Source organism: Amphritea atlantica, from assembly GCF_018860855.1.
In the GTDB taxonomy this organism is placed as follows: domain Bacteria; phylum Pseudomonadota; class Gammaproteobacteria; order Pseudomonadales; family Balneatricaceae; genus Amphritea; species Amphritea atlantica_A.
Genome location: NZ_JAHKQE010000030.1, coordinates 1 through 19,237 on the forward strand (window position 1 = coordinate 1; position 19,237 = coordinate 19,237).

General features: G+C 46.4%; 20 protein-coding genes and 1 tRNA gene. 18 read left to right on the top strand and 3 right to left on the bottom strand.

Annotated features, from left to right (window positions below; genetic code table 11):
* The first annotated feature begins 13 nt into the window (after window positions 1–13).
* From KO512_RS13300 to KO512_RS13360, 13 genes are all read left to right on the top strand, one after another.
* Window positions 14–90 (top strand) — tRNA-Asp (locus KO512_RS13300).
* Window positions 91–508: 418 nt separating this feature from the next.
* Window positions 509–1,417: a GGDEF domain-containing protein gene (locus tag KO512_RS13305; protein ID WP_215952845.1), complete on the top strand. Its 909-nt coding sequence runs from the start codon at window positions 509–511 to the stop codon at window positions 1,415–1,417.
* A 196-nt stretch (window positions 1,418–1,613) separates the two neighbouring features.
* Entirely contained in the window at window positions 1,614–2,546 is a 933-nt protein-coding gene (locus tag KO512_RS13310) for a 1-aminocyclopropane-1-carboxylate deaminase/D-cysteine desulfhydrase (protein ID WP_215952846.1), read from the top strand.
* 130 nt (window positions 2,547–2,676) lie between these two features.
* Complete coding sequence (locus tag KO512_RS13315; RefSeq protein WP_126159797.1) at window positions 2,677–3,558, top strand: NAD(+) kinase; 882 nt, start codon at window positions 2,677–2,679, stop codon at window positions 3,556–3,558.
* A gap of 11 nt (window positions 3,559–3,569) precedes the next feature.
* Complete coding sequence (locus tag KO512_RS13320; protein WP_215952847.1) at window positions 3,570–4,544, top strand: metallophosphoesterase; 975 nt, start codon at window positions 3,570–3,572, stop codon at window positions 4,542–4,544.
* Window positions 4,545–4,565: 21 nt separating this feature from the next.
* Complete coding sequence (locus tag KO512_RS13325) at window positions 4,566–5,408, top strand: rhomboid family intramembrane serine protease (RefSeq protein WP_252735020.1); 843 nt, start codon at window positions 4,566–4,568, stop codon at window positions 5,406–5,408.
* A 113-nt stretch (window positions 5,409–5,521) separates the two neighbouring features.
* Window positions 5,522–5,788 carry a YeaC family protein gene (locus KO512_RS13330; RefSeq protein ID WP_215952848.1) on the top strand — a complete coding sequence of 89 codons (267 nt, stop codon included), beginning with the start codon at window positions 5,522–5,524 and terminating at the stop codon, window positions 5,786–5,788.
* A complete protein-coding gene (locus KO512_RS13335) occupies window positions 5,788–6,615 on the top strand; it encodes a DUF2797 domain-containing protein (RefSeq protein ID WP_215952849.1) in 828 nt (275 codons plus the stop codon). The genes KO512_RS13330 and KO512_RS13335 overlap by 1 nt, the downstream gene beginning before the upstream one ends.
* Before the next feature lie 99 nt (window positions 6,616–6,714).
* A complete protein-coding gene (gene pepN, locus KO512_RS13340; RefSeq protein WP_215952850.1) occupies window positions 6,715–9,360 on the top strand; it encodes an aminopeptidase N in 2,646 nt (881 codons plus the stop codon).
* A gap of 24 nt (window positions 9,361–9,384) precedes the next feature.
* Window positions 9,385–9,771, top strand: a complete 387-nt coding sequence (locus KO512_RS13345; protein ID WP_215952851.1) for a hypothetical protein — start codon at window positions 9,385–9,387, stop codon at window positions 9,769–9,771.
* A gap of 16 nt (window positions 9,772–9,787) precedes the next feature.
* Window positions 9,788–10,603 (top strand): AlbA family DNA-binding domain-containing protein, encoded by an 816-nt coding sequence (locus KO512_RS13350; RefSeq protein ID WP_215952852.1) that lies wholly within the window; start codon window positions 9,788–9,790, stop codon window positions 10,601–10,603.
* Window positions 10,596–11,213 carry an HAD family hydrolase gene (locus KO512_RS13355; RefSeq protein ID WP_215952853.1) on the top strand — a complete coding sequence of 206 codons (618 nt, stop codon included), beginning with the start codon at window positions 10,596–10,598 and terminating at the stop codon, window positions 11,211–11,213. Before KO512_RS13350 ends, KO512_RS13355 begins: the two co-directional genes overlap by 8 nt.
* A 62-nt stretch (window positions 11,214–11,275) precedes the next feature.
* Window positions 11,276–11,824, top strand: coding sequence for a hemerythrin domain-containing protein (locus KO512_RS13360; protein ID WP_215952854.1), 549 nt, complete (start codon window positions 11,276–11,278; stop codon window positions 11,822–11,824).
* Window positions 11,825–11,835: 11 nt separating this feature from the next.
* On the opposite strand, the gene KO512_RS20505 is transcribed toward KO512_RS13360, so the two are convergent.
* The 3 genes from KO512_RS20505 to KO512_RS13375 form a co-directional block, all read right to left on the bottom strand.
* A complete protein-coding gene (locus tag KO512_RS20505; protein WP_215952855.1) occupies window positions 11,836–12,975 on the bottom strand; it encodes a sensor domain-containing diguanylate cyclase in 1,140 nt (379 codons plus the stop codon).
* Between the two features lie 183 nt (window positions 12,976–13,158).
* Window positions 13,159–13,440, bottom strand: a complete 282-nt coding sequence (locus KO512_RS13370) for a hypothetical protein (protein WP_215952856.1) — start codon at window positions 13,438–13,440, stop codon at window positions 13,159–13,161.
* Between the two features lie 290 nt (window positions 13,441–13,730).
* On the bottom strand, window positions 13,731–14,888 hold the full coding sequence (locus KO512_RS13375) for a GNAT family N-acetyltransferase (RefSeq protein ID WP_215952857.1): 1,158 nt from the start codon (window positions 14,886–14,888) through the stop codon (window positions 13,731–13,733).
* A 163-nt stretch (window positions 14,889–15,051) separates the two neighbouring features.
* On the opposite strand from KO512_RS13375, the gene KO512_RS13380 reads away from it, so the two are divergent.
* The 5 genes from KO512_RS13380 (at window position 15,052) to ruvA (ending at window position 19,222) form a co-directional block, all read left to right on the top strand.
* Window positions 15,052–15,507: an HIT domain-containing protein gene (locus tag KO512_RS13380; protein WP_215952858.1), complete on the top strand. Its 456-nt coding sequence runs from the start codon at window positions 15,052–15,054 to the stop codon at window positions 15,505–15,507.
* A gap of 180 nt (window positions 15,508–15,687) precedes the next feature.
* Window positions 15,688–15,915, top strand: coding sequence for an FmdB family zinc ribbon protein (locus KO512_RS13385; protein WP_215952859.1), 228 nt, complete (start codon window positions 15,688–15,690; stop codon window positions 15,913–15,915).
* A 58-nt stretch (window positions 15,916–15,973) separates the two neighbouring features.
* Complete coding sequence (gene aspS, locus KO512_RS13390) at window positions 15,974–17,737, top strand: aspartate--tRNA ligase (protein ID WP_215952860.1); 1,764 nt, start codon at window positions 15,974–15,976, stop codon at window positions 17,735–17,737.
* 111 nt (window positions 17,738–17,848) lie between these two features.
* Entirely contained in the window at window positions 17,849–18,364 is a 516-nt protein-coding gene (gene ruvC / locus KO512_RS13395; protein ID WP_126159812.1) for a crossover junction endodeoxyribonuclease RuvC, read from the top strand.
* Between the two features lie 231 nt (window positions 18,365–18,595).
* Window positions 18,596–19,222 (top strand): Holliday junction branch migration protein RuvA, encoded by a 627-nt coding sequence (gene ruvA / locus KO512_RS13400; RefSeq protein ID WP_215952861.1) that lies wholly within the window; start codon window positions 18,596–18,598, stop codon window positions 19,220–19,222.
* Window positions 19,223–19,237: the final 15 nt, after the last annotated feature.

Below are 19,237 nucleotides of genomic sequence, written 5' to 3' on the forward strand. Positions count from 1 at the left end.
TCCCGTACAATGTGGAGTGGTAGTTCAGTTGGTTAGAATACCTGCCTGTCACGCAGGGGGTCGCGGGTTCGAGTCCCGTCCATTCCGCCACTATTTATAATGATAGGTTTCCTGCCTTTCGTTAAAACAGTTCAAGATAAAGTGAGCTTTACTTGTATTGTTACTGCTTTTCAAGAGCAGTTAGCCGATATCAGTCTTGATGGCGGTTCTTATATATCAATCCAAAAAACATTTTGATTCAAGATAAAAGTATGAACATATTTCAATGTTGCTGTTTAGCTTAACTGGGTTAGTATCGACATTTATTGTTGTTCTTCTTCATGTTTGGTTGTTTGATATAGTGTCTTATCTTGCTGAATTCTAACTCTTCTTGCTATTTTGATTGTTTTGCTTATCTGTCATTTTGGGTAATTAACTGAGGTGGCTGGTTTGTTTACATGTTATAAATGTACGTCTTTTCTGTACGCTAGTGTCTTTTTAGTCATCACGTGGATATGTACTTAATCAAATGCATCTGAATATTAATCAGGCAGAGTTGATATCAATTTGCCCCGACCCGGTGATTGCTATTAACCGTCGTGGGATCATTGCTGTGTTTAACCGTGCGGCGGAGAACCTGCTTGGCTATGATGCACAAGGGGTGATCGGGAAGATGAATATTCGTCAGATCTACCCTAGCGATATTGAAGCTCGAAAGATTATGCGGTTGATGGTTGATGAGGAGATGTACGGCGCCGGTAAAATAGAGGGCTATGAAACCTATGTGCTCAATAGTCATCGAGAGAGGGTGCCTATTCGTTTATCAGCTGCAGCGCTGATGAAGAGTGGCCAATACCGTGGCAGCGTGGGTTTCTTTCATGATATGACGCGGCAGAAAGCGTTAGAAAGCTCTTTATTGAAACAATCCATTACCGATGACTTGAGTGGTCTTTTTAATCAGCGTCATTTTTATGTGCAGGTCGCTAGTGAGATGATGCGAGTGAAGCGTTATGGCGGTGGCTTGAGTTTGATTTGCATTGATCTCGACGGTTTTAAGCAGGTCAATGACCGGCTTGGCCATCTTGAGGGTGATCAGATTATCCGCCAGATCGGTCGTGTTCTTCGTGATGGATTGAGGGAGTCGGATCAGGCGTTTCGTTATGGTGGTGATGAGTTCATGCTGATGCTGCCTAATACGGCGATCGCGGATGCATGTCATTTGGCCAGTCGGATACGTGAGTTATTTAATCTTGAATGTAGTTATTCACCTGATGCTTTAAATAATGAAGGGGTTAGAGTCTCTATGAGCCTTGGTGTCGCTGCTTGCACTGAGGCTGAACCTGTTGATTACTTTATTCAAAAAGCGGATATGGCGATGTATAGTGCCAAGCAGGCGGGAGGGAATTGTGTCAGACCGTTTGATACTAACAAGCATTAAGCTCGGTTAATCGATGACGTTATATCGCTTTTACATCTCCTCGCCATCATCATAATCGGTATCGTCGTCAAACTCTTCGTTAATACTTTCCAGCAGAAGTTCTTCTGTGTAATCTTCCATTTTATTCTCCTTTGATTTAAGTCTGCTATTTTCGGGCGTCTTGATGAAGCAAAGATGACAGGATTCTTACCGTTTTATGACTACCTATTCGTCCGCTGTCGTACCCGATATTCCGATAGATGTTATTGATTTGCCCGTGTTTAAGCAGGCAGGTGTTCAGCTTGAGCTGTTGCGTCTTGATCTTGTGCATCCGCTGATCAGTGGCAATAAGTGGTTTAAGCTGAAGTACGCTTTGCAGGCGTTTCAACTGTCGGATTGTCAGCGTATTCTCAGTTTTGGTGGCGCTTGGTCTAATCATATCCATGCATTGGCTTATGCAGGATTTGAGCAGGGCATCGAAACGGTAGGTGTGATTCGTGGTGAGCGCGCAGGACAATTGTCACCCACGCTGGTTGATGCGGAGCGCTGGGGAATGCAGCTTGAATTTGTTTCCCGTTGGCAGTACCGGGGCAAGAGTGACGCTGAATTTGTGGCTCGATTGCGGGACAAATATGGTGATTTTTATAGCTTGCCAGAAGGTGGCTCCGGTGAGTGGGTAATTGCGGGTTGTCGAGAAATTATCTCGCTCTTTGATGCTGCGGCTTATGATTTGATCTGCTGCGCCTGCGGTACTGGAGGAACGCTTGCGGGGCTTATTGCAGGTAAACCTGAGGGTGCGACTTTGTTGGGTGTATCAGCACTTAAGGGTGGCGACTTTCTATATGCAGATATTCGTGAGTTGTTAGCTGCTGCGAGTATCGATGATCCGGGTGGCTGGTCGTTGGCGCTTGATTGCCACGAGGGCGGTTATGCCAAGGTATCATCTCGATTAGCAGCGGCAATGCAGTATTTCACTCAGCATAGTGGTATCGGGTTGGAGCCGGTCTATACCGGTAAAGCCTTGCTCGCATTGTTGCAAAAACTAGAGCGAGGTGAGTTTGCTCGAGGTGATCGAGTGATGTTAGTTCATACCGGCGGAATGCAGGGGTTGCGAGGGATGAAACAAACACTGCTCAATAGATTAGCCTAAGGATTAGTGAGATAGCCGTGCCGGCTTTATCCGTCGAAGCAGTTAAATCGTTATGAATATGAGTATAATGTTTAAAAACAATCAGGTAGCTATGGTTGTATGGCAATCATAGAGTTTCAGTGGAGTGGCAATGGATAACTTTCGTAATATTGGTTTGATCGGGCGCTTGGGCAGTACTAAGGTGCTTGATACTCTGAAACATCTGATTCGATTTCTTGATGAGCAAGGTTTGACGCCTATTCTTGATCAGAAGATTGCTGCGGTTATGCCGGGTCATGGGCAGCAGACCAGTTCACCCCGCCTGATGGGAGAGATCTGCGATCTGGTTATTGTTGTCGGTGGTGATGGTAGCCTGTTGGGGGCAGCTCGCAACTTGGCTCAATCGAATGTACCTGTGTTAGGTGTTAACCGGGGTAGCTTAGGATTCCTGACTGATATTTCCCCTGCTGAGATCGAAGAGAAAGTGGGTGAGGTTTTGAATGGTCAGTATACGGTTGATCGTCGATTTTTGATTGATGTGCTGGTAAAGCGTAATGGCGAACCGATCGGTGAGTCGACGGGGCTGAATGATTGTGTTCTACACCCAGGTAAGTCTGCGCGTATGATCCAATTTGAACTCTATATTGAAGGCCAGTTCGTCTATACGCAGCGTTCGGATGGTTTAATCGTGGCTACACCAACGGGTTCTACCGCTTACGCGTTATCCGGTGGTGGCCCAATCATGCACCCTCGCCTAGATGCCTTAGTGCTGGTGCCGATGTTCCCGCATACTCTCTCTAGCAGGCCTATTGTGGTTGACGGAAACAGTGAGCTTAAACTGGTGATTAGTGATAGTAATGAAACCTATCCTACGGTTAGTTGCGATGGACAAAAGCACATTAACTGTGCCCCAGGAGATACCATTACGATCCATAAAAAGCCCCATAAGTTGAAGCTGCTACATCCCTTAAGCCATAACTTCTATCAGACCTGTCGAGAAAAGCTTGGTTGGGCTACTAGGCTGGGCGAATAACCGGAGTGTCTATGGAACGTGCTTATCAAGGCTACGATCTGATCGGGGATGTCCACGGTTGCGGGCAGTCGCTCGAGTTGTTGTTGAAAAAACTCGGCTATAGCCGGAAAAAAGGGGTTTACCAGCACCCGCAACGTCAGGCTATCTTTATAGGTGATATTGTTGATCGTGGGCCGCGCATCCGAGAAGCGTTACATATTGTTCGCGATATGGTGGATGCTGGATATGCCCAGATTGTCATGGGGAACCATGAGTTTAATTACCTATCTTATTTGACACCGGGGTTACCTGGATCTGGGATGGAGTATTTAAGGGCCCATAACCGGCGACATCTACGTATTCTCAACCAAACACTCGAGCAATTTGCCAACTATCCGCAAGAACAGAAAGAGTTTCTGCAGTGGATTAAGGAGATGCCGCTGTTTTTGGATAATGGACAGTTTCGAGTGGTTCATGCCTGTTGGTCTTCGGCGCATATTAACCGGTTTTTACATACTCAGGGCGGAAATCGAATAGATGATGAGTATCTGCATCGATCCGCTTATGAGGGGACGCCTGAGTGGGAGACCATGGATCGCTTGTTGCGTGGCACGCATCTCAAATTACCGAATGATGAAATGATGGTGAGTAAAGACGGCTATAAACGACGTTTTTTTCGCACTAAATTTTGGGCGGAAAACCCACAGTATTATGTCGATGTTGTTTTTCAGCCCGACCCGCTGCCTGAGCATGTGGCGCGGATGCGTTTGAGTCCGCAGGATTATGACGATCTACTGTATTACGGTACCGATGAATCATTGCTATTTATTGGTCATTACTGGTGTGACGGTAACCCTAAGCCACTGGCGCCGAATATTGCCTGTATCGATTACAGTGCGGTGAAATTCGGTAAGTTGGTGGCTTATCGATTGGATCAGGAGACCACGATTGATCCGGCAAAATTTATCTGGGTTGATGTGCTAAAGGAGATCGGTAATGCGCCCTGACGATAGGTTGTGTATCTATTTATGATGAATGAAGTATTTCGTGTTCCTGTTGATCAAGACCTGAGTGGTTTTACCGCCATACTGTGGCAGCATAAAATTCCCCATCGAGTGTTAGAACTTGAAGGGGAGCAGCGGTTGTTAGTTCCTTATAGTGTTAACGCTGAACAGATTGCAGAGCTTTTTCAGTTATGGCAACGGGGTGAGGATCTGTCTGGATTACGGGTTCAGCGAGATGGCGGTCAGAAGTCGAGTGGCAATATTTTGGGTAGCTGGCTAACGTTGTTGCTAATTGTGGCCAGCGTGATTGTCACGTTGTTGGTGTCATTGGGTGATAATGTTCAGATGATGGGCTGGTTCACCATTGTCGAATTTCATGTGCAGGGTAATAAGATTTATTACGCTGATTTGCTGGCAATGTTAATGGATGGGCAGGTCTGGCGATTGATCACGCCGGCATTTATGCATTTTAATGTGCCGCATATCTTGTTTAATCTGCTGTGGGTTTGGGTCGTTGGCCGTCGGATCGAGTTGCTGCTCGGCCGCTCGGTGTTGCTGGGCTTATTTCTGTTTTCCGCATTGGTTTCAAATGTTGCACAATTTTGGGTAAGTGGGCCCATGTTTGGTGGCATGTCAGGATTTGTGTTTGCACTATTAGGCTTTGCTTGGCTTTGGGATCGATTAAAACCGACGACGATGATTGGTATGCCGCCAGCCCTGATGGGATTTATGTTCTTTTGGCTGGTGTTAGGTTTTTCCGGCGCATTGGAAAGTCTTGGACTTGGCTCAATTGCAAATACCGCTCATTTAGCTGGATTAGGTGCGGGTCTTGCTATTGTGCCTTTTGTTAGATTGTTCCGTCATTAGGTGAAGGGCTATTTTCTAAGGCTTTAAGTCGATCTTTAAGCCGTCCTTTGATCTACAGATCTAGATGCCGATTAAGGCTGTGATATTATAGCGGCACATTGTGGAGAGAATGAATGAATTTTGAAAAGATGATTGAGGTGATGACCCCTGAGGTTTATCAAAGCCTAAAGCGGGCGGTTGAATTGGGAAAATGGCCTAATGGTGATCGGCTTAGCAGCGAGCAACGGGAAACCAGCTTGCGAGCGGTTATCGCCTATGATCAAACGAAGCTACCTGAACATGAGCGTACCGGTTATATCAATCGCACTAAAACCGATGGCAGTCAGCACGGTTCCGATCCACTTGAGCCGCAGGTTCTTAAAATTTTGAATGATCACTGATGAATGTTATCGCGCAGGGGGCACTGGTGAAAATGCCAGCTGAGATTGGCCCTCAGATACGTTATCAGTTGAAATTAGATGATCAACTTGTTGAGCTCAATGATTACATTGGCAAGCCCATTAAGTTGACCTATCAGGGGCAGATTAACTGCACCCATTGCGGCCGTAAAACGAATAAAAGTTTTGCTCAGGGTTATTGTTACCCATGCTTTAAAAAACTGCCGCAGTGCGATCTTTGCATTATGAGCCCAGAAAAGTGTCATTACGATCAGGGCACCTGCCGGGATCCTTCTTGGGGTGAGCAGTTCTGTTTTCAAAGCCACTATGTTTATTTGGCTAACTCCTCTGGGGTCAAAGTGGGTATTACCCGTGGGACCCAGATACCGACCCGTTGGATTGATCAGGGAGCGATTCAGGCATTACCAATTTTAAGAGTTGAAACCCGCTTTCAGTCTGGGCTGGTTGAACGAATTTTCGGTGAGCATGTGACCGATAAAACTAACTGGCGGGCGATGCTTAAAGGTCAGGTAGAGCGTTTAGATCTTTATGCTGAACGGGATCGTTTGATGCAGTTGTGTCAGCCAGGCTTAACGGAGCTCGAAGATCGTTTTGGGCTGCAGGCTATTCAGCGGTTGGCAGATGCTGAGATGGTAGAGCTTAATTTTCCGGTGATAAATTTCCCGGATAAAATAACCAGTCTTAACTTCGATAAAAATCCCGTTGTTGAAGGGGTTTTACAGGGTATTAAAGGGCAATATCTGTTGATGGACAGTGGTGTGATTAACCTGAGAAAATTTACCGCTTATCAGATTGAATTTTGTGCCTGAGGTTTGTGTCGCTTTCAAAGTTGTATTGGTGCCCTAGCGTTATCAGGGCTGAAAGCATATTTGTTGTAAACAGTGTCAATGTTATTACAGGGTGAGTGAATGAATCAGACCGTGATTGAGCAGCCGAGTGTTATCTATTTAAAGGATTATGAGGTTCCTGCATTTTTGGTGGAGCAGACCGAACTGCGTTTTGAACTTGAAGAAGATCAGACGCTAGTTCGTTCTCAGGTGCGTTATGTGCGAAACCCTGAGTGCAGCAATCGGCAATCCCCGCTGCTGCTAGATGGTCATGAGTCACTCGAGTTACAGCGCTTAAGTATCGACGGTGAAGTATTAAGTGAGAAAGATTACCGGCGAGTGGGTGAGCAACTGAGTATTTCAGGCCTGCCTGATCATTTCACCCTTGAATGCATCACTCGGATTGAACCGCAGAATAATACGGCATTGGAGGGATTGTATAAATCCGACGGTATGTTTTGTACTCAGTGTGAAGCTGAGGGCTTTAGGCGTATTACGTTTTATCAAGACCGCCCTGATGTGATGGCATTATTTGAGACCACCATTGTGGCCGATAAGCAGCGCTATCCGGTGTTGTTGTCCAATGGTAATATGGTTGATGCGGGTGATGAGGATGATGGTCGTCATTGGGTTAAATGGCAGGACCCATTCCCTAAACCGGCTTATCTTTTTGCGCTAGTCGCCGGTGAGCTTGAGTGCATTGAAGATCGTTTTATCACCGCCTCTGGGCGACATGTGTCGTTAAAGATTTTTGCTGAAAGGAAAGACTTTGATAAGCTAGATTATGCGATGATTTCGCTCAAGCAGGCGATGAAATGGGATGAAGAGGTGTATGGTCGTGAATACGATCTAGATATCTTTATGATCGTTGCGGTCGACTTCTTTAATATGGGCGCAATGGAGAATAAAGGGTTAAACATCTTTAATACCTCCTGTGTGTTGGCGCACCCTGAAACGACTGTCGATGGTGGTTTTCAACGGGTTGAAGCGGTTGTTGCCCATGAGTACTTCCATAATTGGTCCGGTAACCGTGTCACCTGTCGGGACTGGTTTCAATTGAGCTTAAAAGAAGGCTTTACCGTTTTTCGGGATTCCCAGTTTTCGGCTGATATGAATTCGCGTACGGTTAAGCGAATTGAAGATGTGGCACTGTTACGGACGGCCCAGTTTGCTGAAGATGCGGGTCCCATGGCGCATCCGGTTCGTCCTGCTTCATTTATTGAAATTTCCAACTTCTACACCCTGACCATTTATGAAAAAGGCTGCGAAGTTGTGCGAATGCTGCATACTCTGCTGGGGGCTGAAACCTTTCGTAAAGGCTCCGATCTTTATTTTGATCGCCATGATGGTCAGGCAGTGACCACCGATGATTTCGTTCAAGCGATGGCGGATGTGTCAGGTCGAGACCTGAGTCGCTTCAAGCTTTGGTATAGTCAGTCAGGAACACCTCAGGTGTCAGTCACTGGGGAATATGATGCTGAGCATCAGCGCTATACGTTACATATGCACCAAAGTTGCCCAGTTACTGCCGATATGGCCACTAAGCAGCCTTTTTTGATCCCCGTTGCAGTCGGGTTGCTTGATGCTCAGGGTCAGGATATTCCTCTGAATGGTGGTAATACGACTGAAGTGCTGGAGTTTGTGGCCACCGAGCAAAGTTTTGTCTTTGATAATATCGCCGTAGAGCCGACCCCCTCTTTGCTACGAGATTTTTCCGCACCGGTTAAACTGAAATTCCCTTATAGCCGGGAACAATTGGTCTTTTTGATGCAGTATGACAGCGATGGCTTTAATCGTTGGGATGCGGCGCAACAACTAGCCGTAGGGATCATGACAGATTTGGTTGTGGATCATCAGCAAGGTCGTCCGCTGGTACTCGACTCCGCTTTGATTGAGGCTTATCGGCAGATTTTAAATGACACGAGCCTAGATAAGGCGATGGTTGCTAAGGTATTGACGCTGCCTTCAGAAGCGTACCTTAGTGAGCTGGCGGAGGTGATTGATGTTGATGCCATCCATCAGGTGCACCGTTTCGTTAAAGAGTCTATCGCAACGGCCTTAGCGCCCTTGTTTTTGCAGATTTATCACGATAATACATCGGCTGAAGAGTATAGCCCTGATGCAGTATCGGTTGCTCGACGAAGCCTAAAAAATCTGGCCTTGTCCTATCTAATGACGACTGAGCAGCCAGACTATCTGGCGTTAGCCCTGCAGCAGTTCAAGCAAGCGGATAATATGACCGATAGCCAAGCGGCGCTGACATTGATCGCTCATTCCCGTTTTGAGGCCGAGGCGGCTGAAGTGCTGGCGAGTTTTTATCAGCGCTGGCAGACGGAGTCGTTAGTGGTTAACCAATGGTTAGCGGTGCAGGCGAGTGATCCAAAGCCGGGCGGGTTGGATCGAGTAAAGGCTTTGCAGCAGCATGAAGCGTATGATGCGTCGAATCCTAATAAGATACGTTCGTTAGTCTCCGTTTTTTGTGCGCAAAATATGCAAAATTTTCATAATTCTGACGGTAGTGGCTACCGTTTTCTAGCAGATCAGATTATTGTATTGAATAAGCAAAATCCGCAAATCGCTTCTCGGTTGTTGACGCCGCTAACCCGTTGGAAAAAATACTCAACGGAACGAGGTGAGTTGATGAAAGCTGAATTGCAACGGATCAACAATAGTGGTGATCTGTCCCGCGATGTTTTTGAAGTATTAAGTAAAAGTCTGGCTGTTTAAGCCTGTAGAAATAAGGGTAATAAAATGGATAGAACGATCCCGGAACAGGACAAATTTGAGTTACAACAGAACTATCGTCGATATCTGAAGTATCAGGATCAGTATGATGATGCGTTTAATGAACTGAAGCAGTCTAAGGCCAGTCGGGTTTGGATTGCGGGTGTGGTCGCGGTGCTCTTTGGGCTTGGATCTGAATTCTTTTTTGGCGTAGCTGCAGGCCTTTTCGGCCTATATTTTTATCGTATCGGTTCGGCTTGGTATAAAAGTTTTCAAATCGATGAGGGTCGCGATGAGGTGTTGCGCTGGTTTTTGTCTAAGGGTTTAACCTTTGAAGGGCGTATTCTTTATTTTCGTGATGATGCGGTTTTAGCGCAACCGATAGATCCTTTTGCTGATGAAAGCTACGCCTAAAACGTGAGCGTTAGGTATGCCTGTTAAGCGTGAGTATCGAGGGATAAGCCGGCGGGCAAAAAGTCTGCTGGCAAAGCCCGAAGGTATTGATGTTGATTTTAAGCGCGAAACGAACGGTATAAAAAGCCGTGACTTGGTTTCGTTTGCTAACTCCTCTCAGGGTGGTGCTATCCTTGTGGGGGTTGATGAATACACCCGTAGTGATGGCTTGCAGCGGGGGCGTATTGTCGGTTGTAATGTCGATGATAGTGCCCGTTTAAGCTTGATTAACAAGGCGACCGACTGTTATCCCATCGTCGATCTGGAGTTGGTGGTTGAAAATATCGCTAGCAAGCCTTTCTTTCGTCTTGAGATCGCACCCGGTAATAAGCGACCCTACTGCACCCAGCGGGGCGAGTACGCCATTCGTGCCGATGCCCGTTCACGCGCCCTTTATCCTGAAGAGTTGTTAGCGATGTTTATGGACCGTGAGGGAACACTGTTTCTCAACCGTTTCCGTGAAGCGGTGGCGCAGCTGGAGCAACGGATGGGGCAGATGGACCATGCGTTTGGTTCGGGAATGGAGCATCTGGTTCATCATTTAGATCAGCTGGATAGTCAGGTACGTCGCACGCTGACACGAGTTGATCAGATGACGGACAGTGCAAAAAAGCGCTCTCGTAATATGCTGCAGGCTCTGCGTGATTCCCAAGAAAGCCTGACTCGATTGGAGTCATTGTTGCTGATGAAAAATGGAAAACCCACAGGTAGATTGGAGATGATGCGAGATATCCGTACTCGACTCGACCAGCTCACCGATAATCTTAATGTGAATGGTGAGTCGCATGATTGAGCATATTCGTCGGGCGGATCACTGGATTTTCGATCTAGATGGCACCTTGACCCAGCCTGTTCATGATTTTGAGCGAATTCGCGCTGAGCTTGGGTTGCCCTCTGGGTGCGATATTTTGGCGACGATTGCTAGTCGGCCAGCAGCTGAACAGGTTGTTTTGCATCAACAGCTTGATCAGTGGGAGTATTTTTACGCTGACATGGTGCAGCCGGCTATCGGCGCTAATGAGCTGCTTGCTTGGCTAGGTGAGCGGGGCTATCGTTTAGGTATTTTGACCCGTAATAAGCGTGAAGTTGCGTTACGCTGTTTGGATGTGATTGGTGTTGGCTCATTGTTTCAGCCGTCATCGGTCTTAGGACGAGATGAGGCGCTGGCCAAGCCGGATCCTCAGGGGATTCATCTTCTGCTGGATCAATGGCAAGCTAGTTCTAATCAGGCGGTGATGGTGGGGGATTTTCGTTTTGATCTTGAAGTGGGACGTGCAGCAGGTGTGGCAACGATTCATGTAGATCAGCGTGCGGACCGAGCTTGGCCGGCATTGACCGATCTAAAGGTGGATACACTCGCTGAATTACACCAGCAATTGATCGCGGTCAGTGCTTCTGTTTGATGTCAGTCAAGACCCTATAAAAAACCTGAGGTATAGTGGTTTAAGTCTCAGAGGAGGTCGTTATGACGGTATTGAACGATTTACATCAAGATCATGTCAACCTGAATAAGTTGCTGGCGGTGTTAGATAGTAAGCTGGAAGAACTAAAGCAGGGCGAAATGCCAAACTTTGTTTTACTGGGCGATGCTGTGGATTACATCTCCGGTTATGCGGATGCCTATCACCATCCACTTGAAGATCAAATGTATGAAACCTTTAAAGCGTCGGGTTGCCCTGAGTTGGATGAGGCGATCATTCGATGTATCAATGAACATAAGCAACTGAAACAAAGTAGCCATGAGATCATTGAGGCGGTGGATTGCATCCTCAACGATGCGGTTGTGCCTATGGATCAATTTACGGCCAAACTAGAACGTTTTTTAGATGAGCAGATTGAACATCTTAACCTAGAAGAGGGAACGCTGTTTCCTTTGTTGGAAGAGGTCGGTACCGAGGCGCAGTGGCGAATACTAGAGGCTGATCTACCTAAGGTCGATGATCCGTTGTTTGGTGAAAAACAGAAGCAGCGCTATATGGATCTGTACACTGAGCTACTCAGGGATATGCGTTAATTTTTGGTTTGTTAGAGGCTAGGGCTAGTGTTTAATTGGCTAAACAGTTCCAGTTTCATATTAGGCAGGGCTCGGTACTCAACCCGGTTTCTGCCTTTTTCTTTTGCCTGATAGACAGCTTCATCTGCTGCTTTTAATAGTGCATGTGCTTGAGCGTTAAGATCATCAAAGGTAAAGCTAGCGGATGTACAGTGGGTAACGCCGATTGATGCACTAATTCTAAATGGTGAGTTATCGCTGTTATGGATAACCATATGTGAAATTTTATTGCGTAGCTGTTCACTGATTTGCAAGGCTTTATGGCGATCACAGTTGGGTAGCAAAATAGCAAACTCTTCACCGCCATAGCGGGCAACAAAATCGGTTTTACGCAGGTTCTGTCTTAATAGTAGACCTATCGCGCGCAGCACCTTATCTCCGACCTGATGACCGAAGTTATCATTAACCAGTTTGAAATAATCTAAATCGATGAATAAACAGCTCAGAGGGGTGTTATGTCGGCTCGCTCTTGATAGCTCTTTAACGATTTCTTGATCAAAGGCGCGCCGGTTATACACCTTGGTTAGCATGTCAATAATGCTGAGTCGTTTCATATTTTGTTGGTTGATGCAGTTTTCAATGCAGACCGCGATAACTGAAGCAAGGTGATTTATATAATCATAGTCAAAGTGTTCGCTATAGCGCTCAGGATCGTTACTGCCGAGATGCAGGCTGCCTATTAAACAGTTATGACGAGTCAGAGGAAGTAAGGCGCTGCTAAAGATATAGGGCGTACGGGGAAACGCGATACTTTTGAGCGGTGGGCTAAGTTCGCCAACTCTCAGTTTCTGTGTTGGAAACAGGCTTTTGAGTAGTTGTTGATTGTCGACAAACCGAAGGCAATGTTCAGGTTGTGGGGCTGTGTAACTTTCTAAAAGGTCGCGGGCAGCATTCTCTGGGTCAAACAGCATTAAGTTGACCGCTGTGAGGTGAAAGTGTGCCCTAAATTCAATCAAGATCAGGTCTAGAAGTTCGGCTAGATTACTGCAGCTGAATAGGCGTATTTCCATATCAAAGAACGATCGTAGCAGTGTTTCATTCTGCTCCACTTTCGTTGTTAGCAACCGAAGCGACTGTTTTAGCTCTTGGTTCTCTTTCTTGAGCAGTTCCATAAAACGCCTGTTTACGTCTGAAGTTAAAACGTTATCGGCAATAATGAGAAACTATAAAGGAAAAATATCGCGAAATTGAAAAATAATAGCATCAGCGTTGTTGATAGTGATGACTGGTATAGCTTTGGGGCAGACGAGTAGGCATAAAAAAGCCACTACCCAGTAAAGTAGTGGCTTTTTTGTTCAACCTACCTTTGCCATTTTGCCGTGATGGCTAGGATGAGTCCTGATAAAGTGTGTGAGTACATGACGCAAAACCCTTTCATGTTCTTTATCGCCTTTGCGTTGAGCCTTGGCAATATCATCTAGGATGATTTTTTTCACTTTGCTTTCACCCTTATGACAACATAGATAATGTCCCATGGCCATTGCGATGATTGGGTCGGTATGTTCATGCTCCGCTATTGCCTCAACCTCATCTTCTGTGAGATCACTCAGATGGAGGCATTCTTCATAGGTTAACATTGTGTAACCCCCTTATTGTTTTATGCTGCTGATTCGTTTGAAAGAGCAAAGGCTCATACGTTATTAAATATGTACTGCCGCCTGTTATTCAGTTTAGCAATAGATTGGGATTTAACGAATTCAAACGGTAGTTTCTTAGTGGGTTAGGACAGTTAATGATGTTTAATTGACCTGCCTCATCATTATTGGGTTTTAGGTTCTCTATACAGCGATGTTCTGGCCGATCCTATATGTAGGGACGGCCAGATAGGGATGGGGTTTGATGTTGGTGTTATTTGGGGGAGATCGTCTTATTCCTTTTTGAACGGTAGTCTCTGTCGGAGCTGTTCCATCTCTTGACGCACGAGTTCTTCCTCTTCTTGGGTAAATCGTTGCACCGCTTGCTGAAATTCAGGGTGTGCTAGCCAGTGTGATGACCAAGTCTCGATGGGTTCAAAACCGCGCTGAATTTTGTGTTCACCCTGTGCGCCGGGGTCAAAACGTTGAAGTTGATGATGAATACAGTGTTCTATACCTTGATAGTAGCAAGTTTCAAAATGTAGGCTGTCATACTCAGCGAGTGCACCCCAATAGCGTCCATACAGGGTGTCTTTATCTTGAAAGAAAAGGGCCCCGGCAACCGCTTCCGTTTCGCTATAGTGCTTATCATAGGCAAAGCATATATGTAGTTGGTCCGCTAGTGTGTCGCGCAACTGTCGAAAAAAAGACTCGTTAAGATAGCCGTTACGGCCGCGTTTTAGGTAGGTTATTTGGTAAAACTGATAAAACTGATGGAGCTGTTCATCGGTTAACTGAGCGCCGCTGATAAATCGGTGGTGAATGTTTTGTTCGGTGATTTTGGTGCGTTCTTTGCGTAAATTTTTACGTTTACGGGAGCTAAATGTCTCGAGAAAGTCATCAAAATTTTGATAGTCTCGATTGAACCAATGATATTGGGTCCCTAAACGATAGTTAAGTTGAGGGCATTGATCCTTATTGAGTAGCGTGCCTGTGAGAAAAAGCCCATGCCAGCCAGAGGCGTTGTGCTGCGATGCTAATTGTAGCACCGCGGAGATAACGTCCTGAGTTAGTCGATTCTGTTCTGCCTCACTCAAATCCGCGTGTAGCATAAGCCGAGGGCCATAGCAGGGGGTAAAAGGGATCGCTGTTACTAGCTTAGGGTAATATTCAAGTCCGTTACGTTGATAGGCATCTGCCCAGCTCCAATCGAAGACATACTCACCATAGGAATGGTTTTTGAGGTACAAAGGCATTGCCGCAATGGCTTGCTCTCCCTCGGTAACCAGTAGATGGCAGGGTTGCCAGCCGTTTTTAGGGGCGACGCTGCCAGACTGTTCTAAGGCATGTAAATACTCATAGCGCAGGAATGGGTAGTCTGTATGGCAGAGGTTATTCCAATGGTCAGCACCGATCTGCTCTATGGCGCTATAAAAATTGAATTGTGGCATATTGTCCTATACTGTTCAGATCCGTATTTATTATCTAACTAATGGATAATAAAGCATTAAATGTAAGTAACTATTGGCAATGACGGAACATATGTCGCACTGATTAGAGGGTGCTTCGCTAATATAGTATGTTCGTAGCAGCCTTTAAGCTAGGAGAATAACAATGGATGAGCTGGCGTTAGAATTTGAACTGGACTCTCGCCTAGACAATGATTGCATCACCTTAGGGGATTTCCCGTTGTCTCGCTTGTTATTGATGAATGATGCCCAGTATCCATGGTTTATTTTGGTGCCTAGGCGCGCTGAAATGAGTGAGATCTATCATTTGTCATTGGCTGATCAGGCGCAGTTGTTACACGAGTCTTCGTTTTTAGCTGAAACTATTCATGATGTGTTTGCCGCCGACAAAATAAACATCGGCGCTATCGGTAATATGGTTAATCAGCTGCATATACATCATGTGGTCCGATATAAAGGTGATGCGGCGTGGCCTGCGCCGGTTTGGGGAGCGCATCCGGCTAAACCTTATACCGCTGAGCAAATAGAGGAGATTCATCGGAAGTTACAGTTGATGATGCCGCCAGAGGTTAATTTTGTTACTCAGGATCTGATCGGCTGATTTCTCTTTGAAAAGCGCTAAATCAGCCTGTCAGTCGTTAATAATTAAGGTATAATTTGCCCTTTTCTGGGCAAGGCAGCGGTAAATTGGTTTTTAGTTAGCGCCTTTGTGTGTTAATCGACTGATGTCAATTCGATTGCTTTGCGGTGTGTCTCTATTTCATAGGAAAAATGTTAAACGATGCCGATCTTTGATTTTGAATGCCGTCATTGTGGTCATGAATTTGAAAAGCTGGTGCTTAAGTCTGATGCGCCTGCACCTGAGTGCGCTGTCTGCGAGTCTGCAGACGTGGTAAAAAAAGTATCCGCGTCAGGTTTCAGACTATCCGGTACCGGCTGGTATGAAACTGATTTTAAAACCGGTAAGAAAAAGAATCTGGCGGGTAGCCAGAACGACGCCGGTAACTGATTTTTAATTGTCTGAATAAACACTGATTCAGCTTGCTAAGTAACAGGAACATTTAACTATGCGCAGTCATTATTGCGGCGATCTCAGAAAAGAGCATATCGGCGAAGACATTACTCTGACGGGGTGGATTCACCGTCGTCGCGACCACGGTGGGGTTATCTTTCTGGATCTTCGCGACCGTGAAGGCCTCACCCAGGTGGTTTTTGACCCTGACCGTGAAGAGAGCTTCGCGCTGGCCGACAGCTGCCGGAATGAATATGTAGTTGAGGTTAAGGGAACGGTTCGTGGTCGTCCTGAAGGGACTATTAATTCGGATATGCCAACCGGCGAAATCGAAGTGCTAGGTAAAGAACTGGTTATTCTGAATAAGTCAGAAACCCCTCCTTTCCAGCTCGATGAACACCAGCAGGTCGGCGAAGAAGTGCGCTTGCGCCATCGTTATATCGATCTGCGTCGTCCAGAAATGCAAGAAAAAATGCGTTTCCGTTCGAAAGTGACTATGGCGATTCGTAACTATCTTGATGAGCATGGCTTTCTGGATATCGAAACTCCAATTCTCAACCGCGCAACCCCAGAAGGCGCGCGTGATTATCTAGTACCTAGTCGAGTTCACGAAGGGCACTTCTTTGCGTTACCGCAATCGCCTCAGCTGTTCAAACAGTTGCTGATGGTGGCCGGTTTTGATCGTTACTATCAAGTGGCTAAATGTTTCCGAGATGAAGATTTGCGGGCTGATCGTCAGCCTGAATTTACTCAGATCGATATTGAAGCATCATTCCTTGATGAACAGGAGATCATGTCGATTACGGAGAAGATGATCCGCAAGCTGTTCCTTGAACTGAAAGGTGTTGATCTTGGTGACTTCCCTCGGATGCCATATTCAGAGGCGATGCAGCGTTACGGTTCTGATAAACCTGATCTGCGTTACCCGATGGAATTGGTTGACGTTGCCGATCTAATGGCTGAGATTGAATTTAAAGTATTTGCTGGTCCAGCAAAAGATCCTCAGGGTCGCGTTGCTGCTCTTAAAGTGCCAGGCGGGGCTAAACTGACCCGTAAGATTATCGACGAATACACCAAGTTTGTTAGCATCTATGGTGCTAAAGGGTTGGCGTGGATCAAAGTCAACGAGCTAGAAAAAGGCGTTGAAGGTCTGCAGTCTCCTATCGTTAAGTTCTTAGGTGCTGATGTAGCCATGGCGATCATGAAGCGTTTGGGGGCTGAAAACGGCGACATCGTCTTCTTTGGTGCTGATAAAGAGAAGATTGTTTCTGAAGCGTTGGGCGCTTTGCGTATCAAGGCTGGTGAAGATCTTGGTATGGCACAGAGTGAGTGGGCACCGCTATGGGTGGTTGACTTCCCGATGTTTGAAGAAACCGATAACGGTGGCCTGACGGCGCTGCATCACCCATTCACCGCGCCAAGCTGTAGTGCGGAAGAGTTAAAAGCGAATCCGCTGACCGCGTTGTCCCGTGCTTACGATATGGTGCTTAATGGTTGTGAACTTGGTGGCGGTTCAATTCGTATCCACGACCAAGAGATGCAGGCGTCTGTTTTGGAGCTCTTGGGTATTTCAGAAGAGGAAGCCGATGACAAGTTTGGCTTCCTGCTGACCGCGCTAAAATACGGTGCACCTCCGCACGGTGGTTTGGCCTTTGGTCTTGATCGTCTGATGATGCTGATGACTGGCACCGATTCTATTCGTGAAGTGATCGCTTTCCCTAAAACTCAGAGCTCTGCTTGTATGATGACGCAGGCGCCGGGTGTGGTCAGTGCTGCGCAGTTACGAGAGCTAAATATCAAATTACGCAAAACACCTTAAAGTATTTCGCGTTTAATGATAAAGCCGTGCACTGCACGGCTTTTTTTATGGCGGTATCTAGGGTATTGTTATCTGTATAAATAAACAGTGCTTTGAGTTGATAATACAGTTATGTTGATTTTGGGAATAGACCCGGGTTCGCGGATTACCGGTTACGGTATTATCAATACAGTTGGCGCTAAGAATGAGTATGTTGCCAGCGGTTGTATTCGACTCAAAGGTGATGAGTTAGCCGTACGGCTAGCGCAAATATATGCAGGTGTCACCCAACTTATCGAGCAGTTTTGTCCTCAAGAGATGGCTATAGAGCAGGTCTTTATGGCTCGAAATCCGGATTCCGCACTTAAGTTAGGCCAGGCTCGTGGTGTTGCTATTGTCGCTGGGGCTAATCAAGGCTTAGAGGTGGCAGAATATGCCGCTCGTAAAGTTAAGCAGGCGGTCGTGGGTAACGGTTCTGCTGAAAAGTCTCAAGTGCAGCATATGGTTAAGTCGATTCTAAAACTGCCGGGGTTGCCGCAAGCAGACGCCGCTGACGCATTAGCGATTGCTCTGTGCCACGCGCATACCCGTAGTAGCCTGATTATGATGGCTGGCGCGAAAAGTAGTCGAGGAGGTCGTCTGCGGTGATCTGTATAGCGACGTTTCATTCGGTTATGGTGTTCACTCAATAAAGTGCTCACTTAAACGTAGTGACTCAGCCTTCAGCTCGGCACGTATTCCAAACCTTTACGTTAATCTCTTGAGTTAATCTCTTAAGTTAAGCGGTTGAATAAGTGGCTCGAATGAAGAGCGTAGGTTGAGCTTTAAAATATCTGAAATTAAAACCCTGTAATGGGCTAACTTGGAGAGATAATCGCCGTGATAGGACGACTGAAAGGTGAGTTGTTAGAAAAGCATCCGCCGCAGCTGGTGATCGATGTGAATGGCGTAGGCTATGAGGTTGATGCCTCAATGAATACGTTTTACCAGTTGCCGGAAGTTGGTCGGCGGATCACCCTGTTTACCCATATGGTGGTGCGAGAAGATGCGCAGCTGTTATATGGTTTTTATGAGCGGACCGAACGTACTCTGTTTAGAACGCTGATTAAGGTGAATGGGGTAGGCCCTAAGCTGGCATTGACGATTCTTTCGGGTATCAGCGTCAATGAGTTTGTTTTGTCGGTGCAGCATCAGGATACTGCCGCCTTAGTGCGATTGCCGGGTGTGGGTAAAAAGACCGCTGAACGTCTTATTGTTGAGATGCAGGATAAAGTAAAGGATTTCGTCTTTAATGATGCCGATGAGTTTACCCTAACCGATGGATTTAGTGGCTCTACACCTGCAGTGCTAACGGATAGTCGTGCCGAGGCTGAAAGTGCTTTGGTCGCGTTGGGTTATAAGCCGGTACAGGCGACCAAATCGATCGCTCAGGCTGAAAAAGCGATGCCAGGTGCCTCCAGTGAAGAGCTTATTCGTGCCGCTTTGAAAAGCATGGTGCAAGGTTAGTAACGTAATGTTAGT

Bases quoted from the DNA above. Each gene is read 5' to 3' on its own strand.
- KO512_RS13305 (WP_215952845.1), top strand. From the start codon at position 509: ATGCATCTGAATATTAATCAGGCAGAGTTGATATCAATTTGCCCCGAC.
- KO512_RS13310 (WP_215952846.1), top strand. From the start codon at position 1,614: ATGACTACCTATTCGTCCGCTGTCGTACCCGATATTCCGATAGATGTT.
- KO512_RS13315 (WP_126159797.1), top strand. From the start codon at position 2,677: ATGGATAACTTTCGTAATATTGGTTTGATCGGGCGCTTGGGCAGTACT.
- KO512_RS13320 (WP_215952847.1), top strand. From the start codon at position 3,570: ATGGAACGTGCTTATCAAGGCTACGATCTGATCGGGGATGTCCACGGT.
- KO512_RS13325 (WP_252735020.1), top strand. From the start codon at position 4,566: ATGATGAATGAAGTATTTCGTGTTCCTGTTGATCAAGACCTGAGTGGT.
- KO512_RS13330 (WP_215952848.1), top strand. From the start codon at position 5,522: ATGAATTTTGAAAAGATGATTGAGGTGATGACCCCTGAGGTTTATCAA.
- KO512_RS13335 (WP_215952849.1), top strand. From the start codon at position 5,788: ATGAATGTTATCGCGCAGGGGGCACTGGTGAAAATGCCAGCTGAGATT.
- pepN (WP_215952850.1), top strand. From the start codon at position 6,715: ATGAATCAGACCGTGATTGAGCAGCCGAGTGTTATCTATTTAAAGGAT.
- KO512_RS13345 (WP_215952851.1), top strand. From the start codon at position 9,385: ATGGATAGAACGATCCCGGAACAGGACAAATTTGAGTTACAACAGAAC.
- KO512_RS13350 (WP_215952852.1), top strand. From the start codon at position 9,788: ATGCCTGTTAAGCGTGAGTATCGAGGGATAAGCCGGCGGGCAAAAAGT.
- KO512_RS13355 (WP_215952853.1), top strand. From the start codon at position 10,596: ATGATTGAGCATATTCGTCGGGCGGATCACTGGATTTTCGATCTAGAT.
- KO512_RS13360 (WP_215952854.1), top strand. From the start codon at position 11,276: ATGACGGTATTGAACGATTTACATCAAGATCATGTCAACCTGAATAAG.
- KO512_RS20505 (WP_215952855.1), bottom strand. From the start codon at position 12,975: ATGGAACTGCTCAAGAAAGAGAACCAAGAGCTAAAACAGTCGCTTCGG.
- KO512_RS13370 (WP_215952856.1), bottom strand. From the start codon at position 13,440: ATGTTAACCTATGAAGAATGCCTCCATCTGAGTGATCTCACAGAAGAT.
- KO512_RS13375 (WP_215952857.1), bottom strand. From the start codon at position 14,888: ATGCCACAATTCAATTTTTATAGCGCCATAGAGCAGATCGGTGCTGAC.
- KO512_RS13380 (WP_215952858.1), top strand. From the start codon at position 15,052: ATGGATGAGCTGGCGTTAGAATTTGAACTGGACTCTCGCCTAGACAAT.
- KO512_RS13385 (WP_215952859.1), top strand. From the start codon at position 15,688: ATGCCGATCTTTGATTTTGAATGCCGTCATTGTGGTCATGAATTTGAA.
- aspS (WP_215952860.1), top strand. From the start codon at position 15,974: ATGCGCAGTCATTATTGCGGCGATCTCAGAAAAGAGCATATCGGCGAA.
- ruvC (WP_126159812.1), top strand. From the start codon at position 17,849: ATGTTGATTTTGGGAATAGACCCGGGTTCGCGGATTACCGGTTACGGT.